Origin of the sequence: Vreelandella stevensii S18214 (genome assembly GCF_000275725.1) — a bacterium.
Classification (GTDB): domain Bacteria; phylum Pseudomonadota; class Gammaproteobacteria; order Pseudomonadales; family Halomonadaceae; genus Vreelandella; species Vreelandella stevensii.
Genome location: NZ_AJTS01000029.1, coordinates 54006 through 65508, shown reverse-complemented (window position 1 = coordinate 65508; position 11503 = coordinate 54006). Strand labels below are relative to the sequence as shown.

The window sequence follows — 11503 nt, the reverse complement described above, 5'->3', positions numbered from 1 at the left end:
ACCCCCGCGCCGATCAACGCATCCAGCACATCTCCCAGCTGTTCGATGTCAGCCAGTTCGACGCTGAACGGGCGTTCCAGACGCGTACGCATCAGGTTCTCCTGCTCGCCGTCGTCACTACGCGGACCTGCCACGTACTCGGGGTAGACGTTGAGCGAGCCCGCCGTGATGGCGCGCTGTTCGATGCCCGCTTCCTCGATGGCCGCAATCAGCTCACTGGCGCGCTGCTCCAGCCGCTGCCGGGCGTCGCTCAGCTCATCGCTTTGGGTGTCTTCCAGGGCAGACACGGCAGGGGTGTTTTCCCATAGCCGCGCGCTGAGCGTCGCCTTGTCGGGTTCGACTTCTACCCACGACTGCGCTTGCACGAAGACGCTTGGGGGAGGCGGTGCCGCCTGGCTGATGGGGGCGACCAATAGTGCGAGAAGGGCGCCCCCCAACACGCCATAGCGAAGGCGTTTGATAGGGTGGCGCAGCCGATTGACGGAGTTGAGCTGGGTTTGCATGGAGTCACTTCCTTGCTGAGAGAGCCAATGTGTTATGAGACCGAATGTTGGGTGATGACCCGCAGCTTTGAAGCAGAGATACACGGAAAGTTCACAGGCTAATGAGTCGTGAGGGCGTCTTTCTTAATAGGTGCACGGTTTGTGCATTGTCACGCCAGCAGCCATTATGTACGGATAACATGCTAAGGATCAGGCTATGTCGAAGTTGTCAGATGAGGATTATCGCAGTATTCCACTTAACGCTACCCTGGCGCTGGCCGCGCTGGTGGTCATCATTGCCGGGATGAAGGTAGGTGCCGACCTGCTGGTGCCTTTACTGTTGGCGGTGTTCATTGCGGTGGTGTGCACGTCGCCGGTGCAGTGGCTGCATGACTGGGGGCTGAGTCGGCGTACGGCAGCCATGCTGACGCTGCTGGTGTTGCTGGGCTTCATTTCCTTGATTGGCCTGCTGGTGGTCAACAGCTTTGGCACTTTCGTGGAAGCGCTGCCGGATATCGAGGCGCGCTTGTACGAGCATTACTGGAATTTGCTCAATACGCTGGCGTCCCATGGCATGGCGATCGACCCGGAGCAGCTGAGCTCGGTGTTTGCCATGGACGATGATGGCTCATGGGTTGCCATGCTGCTGGGCGAGCTGGGCTCGCTGTTCATGCAGGGCACCATCGTGGCGCTGCTGGTGATCTTCATGCTGTTCGAGACGCTGCACTTTCGTGACAAGGTCTCGCGCGCCCTGGAAAACCCTGCGCCCAGCCTGAAGCGTTTCAGCGAGTTCAGCTTGACCCTGAAGCGCTATCTGGCCGTGAAAACGGTCATCAGTCTGGCCACCGGTGTTCTGGTGTGGCTTTCCTGCCTGATGGTAGGGGTCGATTTTCCGCTGCTCTGGGGGGTGTTGGCCTTTGCCCTCAACTTCATTCCCAACATTGGCTCTGCCCTGGCGGCCATTCCTCCTGTCTTGCTGCTGCTGGTGTCTCAGGATGGCGGCGTGCTGCAGGCGTTCATGCTGGCGTCGGCTTACCTGGCCATCAATTTCATTTTGGGCAATCTGGTCGAGCCCCGGGTCATGGGGCAGGCGTTGGGGCTATCCACCTTTGTGGCGTTTCTTTCTCTGGTGGTGTGGGGCTGGATTTTCGGCGCGGCGGGTATGTTGCTCTCGGTGGTGCTGACCATGACGCTCAAGATTGCGCTGGACAGTCATCCACAAACCCGTTGGATGGCACACCTATTGGGGCCTGGAAAGCAGCGCCGTTCGGATGCCCAGCCTGGCGATGCACGGCGGCCACCGCTGAAGCGTGACAAGCAAGAGTCGCAAGGGTAGGAGGCGTAGGGCGGGGCAGCCACCGCTGGCAAGGCCAGCGGTGATTGTGAGCGCTTAGGCGTTCTGGTCGATGAACTGAGTCAGTTGCGACTTGGACTGCGCGCCGACCAGTGAGGCGACCTTGGTGCCTGACTTGAACAGCATGACCGTGGGCACGCCACGTACACCCTGCTCAGCGGCAATTTCCGGTGCGTCGTCCACATTGACGCTGACGACTTTCAGGTTGTCTCCGCGCTCGGCAGCGACTTCATCCACCACAGGTGCCATGACTTTACATGGGCCGCACCAGGGGGCCCAGAATTTGAGCAGGACAGGCTGTTCGGCGTTGAGGACTTCTTGCTCAAAATTGGCGTTGGTGACATCAACATTGTTAGCCATTTGCTTCTCCCGTTTGCGTTGCTCTTGCAGTTACGTTGCCTCAAATGGAGCAACGGTCATTACGCGATTTACCAGCGCTCTTTCACCGCGCCAAGTTGCCAGATGTTAGCGGTCACGGCGGATGCTGGCAAATTCCAGATGCGTTTTGCGCTGAAATAGAAAAAATTAATGGATGCTGATAGCGATGATTTTTTATACTATATGGGAATTATAGATCGTTTTTTTATTCACAATTATGCTCGTTGAGCGTCATGCTCCGGGCATCGGGCGGGCACGCAGTGGTGGCGGCGCGGGACGTTTTGCGGCGTTTCCGGCATTGAACATTAGGTGAGGATATGAAGCTACAGCAACTTCGCTATATCTGGGAAGTCAATCGACATAACCTGAATGTGTCAGCAACTGCCCAGAGTCTGTTTACCTCTCAACCGGGTATTTCCAAGCAGATTCGCCTGCTGGAAGACGAACTGGGCGTTGAGATTTTTGCCCGCAGCGGCAAGCACCTCACGCGCGTCACCCCTGCGGGCCAATCGATCATCGAGCTGGCCGGGCAAGTGCTCAAGCTTGCCGAAAACATCAAGCAGGTCGCCCAGGAGCACAGCGACGAGCGTCGTGGCAGCCTGGCCATCGCGACCACCCACACCCAGGCCCGCTATGCGCTACCGCCGATCATTAGCGAGTTCACGCTAAAGTATCCTGACGTGGCGCTACACATGCAGCAGGGCACTCCCAAGCAAATTGCCCAGATGGTCAGTGAAGGGCAGGCGGATTTTGCCATTGCCACCGAGTCGTTGGAGCTGTTTACCGACCTTGTACTGCTGCCTTGCTACCGCTGGAACCGCTGCGTGCTGGTGCCTAAGGAGCACCCACTCGCTTCTCTGGAAGGGCCGCTGACCCTTGACGCCCTGGCAGAGTATCCGTTGGTGACTTACGTCTTCGGTTTCACTGGGCGTTCGCAGCTGGACGATGCCTTCAAGGCCAGGGGGTTAACCCCCAACGTCGTGTTGACGGCCGCTGATGCCGACGTCATCAAGACCTATGTGCGCCTGGGCATGGGAGTGGGCATCGTGGCTCATATGGCGGTGGACCCTGCCCAGGATGACGATCTGGTGGCGCTGGACGCCAGCCACTTGTTTGCCAGCTCCACCACCAAGATCGGCATTCGTCGTGGCACATTCATGCGCGGCTACATGTATGACTTCCTCGCGCGGTTTGCTCCCCACCTGACTCGCGACCGAGTGGACGAAGCGCTCACGGCGGGGCCTCGCCATGAGCACGCGCTGTTCGAAGGTGTCGAACTCCCCGAATATTGAGCGAGGCCAGTGATTCAGGGTTGATAAACCAACTCACCCACCTACTCACCGCCCCGTTCACCGCTTTATGTTGTGGTGAACAGGGCGGTGAACTCGTCAGGTGGCTATATCAATATCAATGCTGCAGGTGCAGCCCACATTCGCGTTTCTCTTCCACCTTGGTGGGGTCGAAGTAGTCGAAGTTGTTGGGCAGGTCATGGGCCTGCAGGTATTCGTACATGTCCTTGGCGGTCCACTTCAGTAGCGGCGCCACTTTCAGCAGGCCGTCGCTGTTGCGGCTAACGGACTGCATCCTGGCTCGCTCGGGCGTGTCTTCGGCGCGCAGGGCAGTGAACCAGATGTCGGGCCGCATGGTGGCCAGGGCGCGCTCGAACGGCTCGATCTTTACTTCCTGAGTGAACGCCGCATGGCGCGGGTCGTCGATGCCCGGCATGGGGCCGTCCAGGGCCTCCCGGTGGGCGCGGGTGCGCTGGGGTAAAAAACTCACCAGGTTGAGGTCGAGTCGTCGAATCACGTCGTCGGCAAACCGGTAGGTAGCCTCGGTATTGTAACCGCTGTCCATCCAGACGATAGGAATGTCCGGGCGAACCTGCGTCACCATGTGCAGGATCACGGCCTCGAAAGGGCGAAAGTTGGTGGTGCAAATAGGGCGCTCGCCCTGACGGAACGCCCACTCGATTAACCCTTGCGGGTCGTTGGCGTACTCTTGATGAATGGCTTCGAGAGCTGAGGACATGCTGCCTCCTGTTGAAAAGCGTGCGATGCCTTTAGGCTACCAAAGCCTTGTGTGGTGCCCCAATACCGTTTGGTTTGGGTTTTATATTCCTTTCTGATGTAACAGTGATTCTTTGTTATTCCAAAGTGCTGGTTCATTCCAGAGCGCCAATCAGATGGCGGATCTTGTCGAGGGTTTCCGTGTACTCCTCGTCTGCCTGAGAGTCGGCGACCAGTCCGCCGCCGCCCCATACATGCAGGCTGCCGTGATCGGCCACCATGGTGCGAATGGCTATCGAGGTGTCCATGCTGCCACGGATGTCGATATAGCCCAGGCTTCCGCAATAGGCGCTACGCTGGCAGGGTTCCAGCTCATCGATGATCTGCATGGCGCGTATCTTGGGCGCGCCGGTGATCGAGCCGCCGGGGAAGGCCGCCGTGAGCAGTGAAAGCGGTGAATGTGCGGGCGCCAACTCTCCCTGAACGACGCTAACCAGATGGTGCACGTTGGGGTAGCTTTCCAGTTGGCAAAGTTGCGGCACGCGTATCGAGCCGGGGGTGCAGACTCGCCCGAGGTCGTTGCGCAGCAGGTCGACGATCATCACATTCTCGGCCCGGTCCTTGGTGCTGTCGAGTAGCTCCTTGGCTAGCGCCTGATCGTTTGCGGGCGTTTCGCCGCGGGGCCTGGTGCCCTTGATGGGGCGGGTTTCGACGCGGCCATCCCGGCACTGAATGAAGCGCTCGGGCGACAGCGACAGCACCGCCTGGCCCTGCCAGGCCATATACCCCGAGAAAGGCGTCGGTGTGGCACGTCGCAGCTGCAGATAGGCCTGCCACTCATCCCCTTCGTAGCGGGCGGAGAAGCGCTGTGCAAGATTGATCTGGTAGCAGTCACCGGCGCGGATATAGCGCTGTACGGCCTCGAAGCGCTCGGTATATTCGGCCTGGTTGAGCTGGGCCTTGAACGGCTGTGTCAGCGTGAAAGGCTCGCCTGCTGGCGGGGCTTGTTCCAGCCAGGCCAGCACCTCTTGACGGCGCGCATCGCTGGCCACCAGCCAGGCTTGCTGGGTGGCGTGGTCAAAGGTGATGCACCAGTCATACAGGCCCAGGCGGGCCAGCGGCAGTTGGGTGGCGGGCGGGTGCTGGCTGGACACCGAACAGTCTTGGCGGCCCAGGTCGTAGCTCCAGTAGCCGATCAAGCCGCCCAGAAAGGGCAGGTCGCTGTCGAGGGTGGGCACGGGCAGCTGTTCCAGCAGCCACTGCTGTTGCGCCGTGCTGTCATCGTCGAGATGAGCTGGCAGCGTCAACGTGGTGGAGCTGAGCTGTGCCTGGCGGTTTGCGAAGATTTCCAGCGTGGCCAGTGGGTCGCTGCTGAGAATGTCATACCGGCCGTTGGTGGCCACGGGTCGGCCGCTGTCCAGCAGCACCGCCCCGGGCCGTTGCCGTAATCGGGCAAAGGTGGCCAGCGGGTCGGAGAAGTAGGGCAGAGCGGAGATCGTCAACGCCGTTGTCATGAAGCAAACGCCAGTCCGGAAAGGGCGGCATATTTTAGGGTGCTCGCGCCAAGGACACCAGCCGCGTTTATCGACGGCGTTCTCACGTAAGCGGGCGGTGAGAGGGGCCCGCAACAGAGATTGTAGACATTTGCGCAGGAGGTCTCGTCAGGTGTGCAACGAAAGATGAATAAAAACGCTTATTTTCCGAGGTTGACGTCAGAAAGGGGGAGGGCTAAAGTTTCATCATCCCTTAATTGTCGACAATTAACCATGACCTTACTTGCTTCCACTTCACCACTACCGGACGGCGACGCCAGCGACGTCGTCTCGCCAGAAGTACGCACACTGGCCGAGCGTGTGTTTCACCAGTTGCAAAGCGCCATTGTCCGTGGGGAACTGGCGCCTGGCAGCAAAATCACTGAGCCTGGGCTTTCGAAGACCTACGGTATCTCTAGGGGGCCGCTGCGCGAGGCCATGCGGCGTCTCGAGGCCCACCGATTGATCGAGCGCGTGCCCCATGTGGGCGCCCGGGTCGTCAAGCTTTCCATGAAAGAGCTGCTGGAGCTTTTCGACGTGCGCGAGGCGCTGGAAAGCATGGCGGCGCGGCTGGCGGCTGAGCACATGTCTGCCCAGGAAATCCAGGGGCTGCGAGACGTTCTGGCGCTGCACGAAAGCCAGGGCGACCTCAAGCGCGGGGAAGCCTATTACCAGCGCGAAGGCGATCTCGATTTCCATTATCGCATCGTTCAGGGCAGTCACAACAAAATGTTGATGAACCTGCTGTGTGATGACCTCTACTACCTGGTGCGCCTCTACCGCACGCAGTTCAGCGCCAGTGGTGCCCGCCCTCAGCGGGCGTTCGTGGAGCACCACCGGATTGTCGATGCCATCGAGGCCGGCGATGCCGAGCTGGCCGAGCTATTGATGCGTCGCCATGTCAGCGCGTCACGGGCGAACGTAGCAGACCGCTACGCCGCCATTCTTGAACAACAAACAACAACCGAAGACAGGAGCTGATGTCATGACCGCTTCATCCACTTCTCGCCTGAGCCCTGGTGGGCGCTTTCGTGCCGCGCTGGAAGCCCAACGCCCGCTGCCCATCCTGGGTACCATCAATGCCTATACGGCCATGATGGCCCAGCGCGTGGGGCACCAGGCCATTTATCTCTCCGGCGGCGGCGTGGCCAATGCCTCCTTCGGCCTGCCGGATCTGGGCATGACGACCATGAACGACGTGGTCGAGGATGCACATCGTATCTGTGCTGCCACGGAGCTTCCGCTGCTGGTGGATATCGATACCGGCTGGGGCGGCGCGTTCAACATTGCGCGCACCGTGAAAGAGATGCAGCGCGCCGGAGTCGCCGCAGTGCATCTGGAAGATCAGGTCGCTCAGAAGCGCTGCGGTCATCGCCCCAACAAGGCGATCGTTTCCCAGCAGGAGATGGTGGACCGCATCAAGGCTGCGGCCGATGCCAAGCTGGATCCGGATTTCTACCTCATTGCACGCACCGATGCCTTCCAGAAGGAGGGGCTCGATGCCGCCATCGAGCGCGCCAACGCCTGTGTGGAAGCAGGAGCCGACGCCATCTTCGCCGAGGCCGTGCATACCCTCGACGACTATCGCGCCTTCTGCCAGCGCGTCAATGCGCCGATTCTGGCCAATATCACCGAGTTTGGCGCCACGCCGCTGTTCAGCCAGCAGGAGCTGGGGGGCGTCGGCTGCCGGATGGTGCTCTATCCGCTGTCGGCTTTCCGCGCCATGAACGCGGCGGCCCTGAAGGTTTACCAGAGCATTCTGGAGCATGGCCATCAGCGCGAGGTGGTCGACACCATGCAGACCCGCGATGAGCTGTACGATTTCTTGAATTACCACGATTTCGAACAGAAGCTCGATGCGCTGTTCGCCGAACAAAAAGACGCTTGAGTGCGCAGGCAACACATCTAATAACAGTGACAATACTGAGTACGTCAGGAGACTACCATGGCTGATAAACCGCTAGCAGGTGCAGGATTACGTGGGCAGAGTGCCGGCTCGACGGCGCTGTGTACCGTGGGTAAAACCGGTTCCGGCTTGACCTATCGCGGCTTCGACATCAAGGAGCTGGCTGAGAAAGCCAGGTTCGAAGAAGTAGCGTACCTGCTGCTCAAGGGCAAGCTGCCCAATCAGGCGGAGCTCGATCACTACATCACCAAGCTGAAAGGTCTGCGTGGGCTGCCCGAGGCCCTGAAGACGGTGCTCGAGCAGATTCCGAAGGACGCCCATCCCATGGATGTGATGCGTACCGGTGCCTCCATGCTGGGCAATCTGGAAACCGAAGAGAGCTTCGATCAGCAACAGGACGTGGCGGATCGGCTGCTGGCGGTGCTGCCGTCGATCATCTGCTACTGGTACCGCTTCAGCCACGACGGCGTGCGCATCGACACCCAGACCGACGATGACTCGGTGGGCGGTCACTTTCTGCACATGCTGCGTGGTGAGCCCGCTTCCGAGCTGCATGCTCGGGTCATGAACGTCTCGCTGATTCTCTATGCCGAGCACGAATTCAATGCCTCCACGTTCACCGCACGGGTGTGTGCCTCGACGCTGTCGGATATGCACTCCTGTGTCACCGGGGCGATTGGCTCCCTGCGCGGTCCGCTGCACGGTGGCGCCAACGAGGCGGCCATGGCGATGATCGAGCACTGGCGCTCGCCCGAAGAAGCCGAGCGAGAGATGCTCGGCATGCTGGAGCGCAAAGAGAAGATCATGGGCTTTGGTCATGCCATCTACCGTGAGTCCGACCCGCGCAATGCGATCATCAAGGAGTGGTCGAAGAAGCTGGCGGACGACGTCGGCGACACCGTGCTCTACCCGGTATCGGTACGTTGCGAAGAGGTCATGTGGCGGGAGAAGAAACTGTTCTGCAATGCCGATTTCTTCCACGCCAGCGCATACCACTTCATGGATATTCCGACCAAACTGTTCACGCCCATCTTCGTCATGTCGCGGCTGACCGGCTGGGCCGCCCACGTATTCGAGCAGCGTGCCAATAACCGCATTATTCGCCCCAGCGCCGACTACATCGGCCCGGAGAAGAGCGAATGGGTGCCCATTGAAGCCCGTGACTAGGCGTTTGGCTCTGTGACCAAGTGAGAGGCATCATGAACACGAATTATCGCAAGCCGCTGCCGAATGTGTCGGTGGCGGGCGCACCAGTGGACTTTTTCGATACGCGTCAGGCCGTCGAGGAGATCCAGCCCGGTGCCTATGCCCAGTTGCCCTATACGTCTCGGGTGCTGGCCGAGCAGCTGGTTCGGCGCTGTGATCCGGCGCTGCTGACCGACGCCCTCAAGCAACTGATCGAGCGCAAGCAGGAGCTGGACTTTCCCTGGTACCCGGCCCGGGTGGTGTGCCACGACATCCTGGGCCAGACCGCGCTGGTCGACCTGGCCGGGCTGCGCGACGCCATTGCGGAGAAGGGCGGTGACCCTGCCAAGGTGAACCCGGTGGTACCGACGCAGCTGATCGTCGACCATTCGCTGGCTGTGGAGCACGCCGGTTTCGAGAAGGACGCCTTCGAGAAGAATCGTCAGGTGGAAGATCGGCGTAACGACGACCGCTTTCACTTCATCAACTGGACCAAGCTGGCGTTCGAGAACGTCGACGTGATTCCTCCCGGCAACGGCATCATGCACCAGATCAACCTGGAAAAGATGTCTCCGGTGGTGCAGTGCCGCCCGGATGAGCAGGGCGTGCAGGTGGCCTACCCGGACACCTGCGTGGGCACCGACAGCCACACGCCCATGGTGGACGCGCTGGGCGTGATCTCCGTGGGGGTCGGTGGGCTGGAAGCCGAGAGCGTGATGCTGGGACGCGCCTCCATGATGCGCTTGCCCGATATCGTGGGTGTCGAGCTGACGGGTAAGCTGCAGCCCGGTATCACTGGCACCGACATGGTGCTGGCGATTACCGAGTTTCTGCGCCGCGAGCGCGTGGTCGGCGCCTATCTGGAGTTCTTCGGGGAAGGTGCCGACGCGCTGTCGGTGGGAGATCGGGCGACCATCTCCAACATGACCCCGGAGTACGGCGCCACGGCGGCGATGTTCTATATCGACGACCAGACCATCGACTACCTCAAGCTGACCGGCCGTGACGATGAGCAGGTAGCCCTGGTGAAGGCCTACGCGCAGCATACCGGGCTCTGGGCCGATGACCTGACGCAGGTTGTCTACGAGCGCATCCTGCGCTTTGACCTGTCCAGCGTGACGCGTACCCTGGCGGGGCCTTCCAACCCCCATGCCCACCTGCCTACCACGGAGCTTGCCAAGCGCGGCATTGCCGTCGGGCTGGACAAGGCTCGGGAAGAGGAGGCCGCCGGCAAGATGCCCGATGGAGCGGTGATCATTGCGGCCATCACCAGCTGTACCAATACGTCCAACCCGCGCAACATGGTGGCGGCAGGCCTGATTGCCCGAAACGCCAACCGCCTTGGCCTGACCCGCAAACCGTGGGTCAAGACCTCGCTGGCTCCGGGGTCGAAGACGGTCAAGATGTACCTGGAAGAAGCCGAGCTGATGGGCGAGCTGGAAGCGCTGGGCTTCGGCGTCGTGGCATACGCCTGCACCACCTGCAACGGCATGTCCGGCGCATTGGAGCCGAGTATCCAGGAGGAGATCATTCGTCGCGATCTCTATGCCACGGCGGTGCTGTCGGGTAACCGCAACTTCGATGGGCGTATCCACCCTTACGCCAAACAGGCGTTTCTGGCCTCGCCGCCGTTGGTGGTGGCCTATGCCATTGCGGGCACCATCCGTTTCGATATCGAGCAGGACGTGCTGGGTCACGACGCCCAGGGCAATCCGGTCACTCTCAAGGATATCTGGCCGGAAGACAGCGAAATCGATGCCATCGTCAAGGCGTCGGTGAAGCCGGAGCAGTTCCGTGAAACCTACATTCCCATGTTCGACCTGGACAAGCGTGCCGGACCTCAGGTGAGCCCCCTCTACGAGTGGCGCCCGCAGAGCACCTATATCCGGCGGCCTCCCTATTGGGAGGGCAACATGGCCCGAGAGCGGGGGCTGAAAGGCATGCGCCCGCTGGCCATCCTGCCGGACAACATCACCACGGATCACCTGTCGCCGTCCAATGCCATCCTCATGGACAGCGCCGCTGGCGAGTATCTGCATGCCATGGGTTTGCCGGAGGAGGACTTCAACTCCTACGCCACCCATCGCGGCGACCACCTGACCGCCCAGCGGGCCACCCTGGCCAATCCCAAGCTCTTCAATGAGATGGTGCACGACGAGCAGGGCAAGGTCATGCAAGGTTCGCTGGCGCGTATCGAGCCGGAAGGCACCGTGACCCGCATGTGGGAAGCCATCGAGACCTATATGGCGCGCAAACAGCCGCTGATCATTATCGCGGGTGCCGACTATGGCCAGGGCTCATCCCGTGACTGGGCGGCCAAGGGCGTGGCCTTGGCTGGGGTCGAAGCGATCGTGGCGGAAGGCTTCGAGCGTATCCACCGCACCAATCTGGTGGGGATGGGCGTGATGCCGCTGCAGTTCGAGGAGGGCACGACCCGCAAGACGCTGGCGCTGGATGGCACCGAAATCTATGACGTGGAAGGAACGCCTGCCCCCAGAGCCCAACTGACGCTGGTGATCCATCGCCAGCAGGGGGCTGTGGAGCGTGTGCCGGTGGTGTGCCGCCTGGACACCGCCGAGGAGGTCACCATCTACTCCGCCGGTGGTGTGCTGCAACGCTTTGCGCAGGATTTTCTGGAGTCCAGCGCCGCTGTCTAGCCG

10 protein-coding genes are annotated in these 11503 nt (G+C 60.8%); 6 read left to right on the top strand and 4 right to left on the bottom strand.

Annotated elements, in window-relative coordinates; genetic code table 11:
- Window positions 1-503 (bottom strand): SIMPL domain-containing protein (locus HSS18214_RS0105865; protein ID WP_016914371.1); only part of this gene is annotated, 503 nt, incomplete at its 3' end.
- Window positions 504-699: 196 nt separating this feature from the next.
- On the opposite strand from HSS18214_RS0105865, the gene HSS18214_RS0105860 reads away from it, so the two are divergent.
- On the top strand, window positions 700-1818 hold the full coding sequence (locus tag HSS18214_RS0105860; protein WP_016914370.1) for an AI-2E family transporter: 1119 nt from the start codon (window positions 700-702) through the stop codon (window positions 1816-1818).
- A gap of 54 nt (window positions 1819-1872) precedes the next feature.
- On the opposite strand, the gene trxA is transcribed toward HSS18214_RS0105860, so the two are convergent.
- Window positions 1873-2196 (bottom strand): thioredoxin, encoded by a 324-nt coding sequence (gene trxA, locus HSS18214_RS0105855; protein ID WP_016914369.1) that lies wholly within the window; start codon window positions 2194-2196, stop codon window positions 1873-1875.
- 335 nt (window positions 2197-2531) lie between these two features.
- Here trxA and cysB point away from each other — a divergent pair, with 335 nt between their 5' ends.
- Entirely contained in the window at window positions 2532-3506 is a 975-nt protein-coding gene (gene cysB / locus HSS18214_RS0105850; protein WP_016914368.1) for an HTH-type transcriptional regulator CysB, read from the top strand.
- 115 nt (window positions 3507-3621) lie between these two features.
- Here the strand turns inward: cysB and HSS18214_RS0105845 are convergent, their stop codons facing one another.
- A complete protein-coding gene (locus HSS18214_RS0105845) occupies window positions 3622-4242 on the bottom strand; it encodes a phosphoadenosine phosphosulfate reductase domain-containing protein (RefSeq protein ID WP_016914367.1) in 621 nt (206 codons plus the stop codon).
- Between the two features lie 133 nt (window positions 4243-4375).
- On the bottom strand, window positions 4376-5734 hold the full coding sequence (gene pabB / locus HSS18214_RS0105840) for an aminodeoxychorismate synthase component I (protein ID WP_016914366.1): 1359 nt from the start codon (window positions 5732-5734) through the stop codon (window positions 4376-4378).
- A gap of 252 nt (window positions 5735-5986) precedes the next feature.
- On the opposite strand from pabB, the gene HSS18214_RS0105835 reads away from it, so the two are divergent.
- Genes HSS18214_RS0105835 through acnD form a run of 4 tightly spaced genes read left to right on the top strand, consistent with a single transcriptional unit; the run spans window position 5987 to window position 11500 of the window.
- The gene (locus tag HSS18214_RS0105835; RefSeq protein ID WP_016914365.1) at window positions 5987-6733 is read left to right on the top strand and encodes a GntR family transcriptional regulator; all 747 of its coding nucleotides are present in this window, start codon (window positions 5987-5989) and stop codon (window positions 6731-6733) included.
- Between the two features lie 4 nt (window positions 6734-6737).
- Window positions 6738-7640, top strand: coding sequence for a methylisocitrate lyase (prpB, locus tag HSS18214_RS0105830; RefSeq protein WP_016914364.1), 903 nt, complete (start codon window positions 6738-6740; stop codon window positions 7638-7640).
- Window positions 7641-7697: 57 nt separating this feature from the next.
- Window positions 7698-8825, top strand: a complete 1128-nt coding sequence (gene prpC / locus HSS18214_RS0105825; RefSeq protein WP_016914363.1) for a bifunctional 2-methylcitrate synthase/citrate synthase — start codon at window positions 7698-7700, stop codon at window positions 8823-8825.
- Between the two features lie 32 nt (window positions 8826-8857).
- Window positions 8858-11500 (top strand): Fe/S-dependent 2-methylisocitrate dehydratase AcnD, encoded by a 2643-nt coding sequence (gene acnD / locus HSS18214_RS0105820; RefSeq protein WP_016914362.1) that lies wholly within the window; start codon window positions 8858-8860, stop codon window positions 11498-11500.
- The last annotated feature ends 3 nt before the right edge of the window (window positions 11501-11503 follow it).

Bases quoted from the DNA above. Each gene is read 5' to 3' on its own strand.
- HSS18214_RS0105860 (WP_016914370.1), top strand. From the start codon at position 700: ATGTCGAAGTTGTCAGATGAGGATTATCGCAGTATTCCACTTAACGCT.
- trxA (WP_016914369.1), bottom strand. From the start codon at position 2,196: ATGGCTAACAATGTTGATGTCACCAACGCCAATTTTGAGCAAGAAGTC.
- cysB (WP_016914368.1), top strand. From the start codon at position 2,532: ATGAAGCTACAGCAACTTCGCTATATCTGGGAAGTCAATCGACATAAC.
- HSS18214_RS0105845 (WP_016914367.1), bottom strand. From the start codon at position 4,242: ATGTCCTCAGCTCTCGAAGCCATTCATCAAGAGTACGCCAACGACCCG.
- pabB (WP_016914366.1), bottom strand. From the start codon at position 5,734: ATGACAACGGCGTTGACGATCTCCGCTCTGCCCTACTTCTCCGACCCG.
- HSS18214_RS0105835 (WP_016914365.1), top strand. From the start codon at position 5,987: ATGACCTTACTTGCTTCCACTTCACCACTACCGGACGGCGACGCCAGC.
- prpB (WP_016914364.1), top strand. From the start codon at position 6,738: ATGACCGCTTCATCCACTTCTCGCCTGAGCCCTGGTGGGCGCTTTCGT.
- prpC (WP_016914363.1), top strand. From the start codon at position 7,698: ATGGCTGATAAACCGCTAGCAGGTGCAGGATTACGTGGGCAGAGTGCC.
- acnD (WP_016914362.1), top strand. From the start codon at position 8,858: ATGAACACGAATTATCGCAAGCCGCTGCCGAATGTGTCGGTGGCGGGC.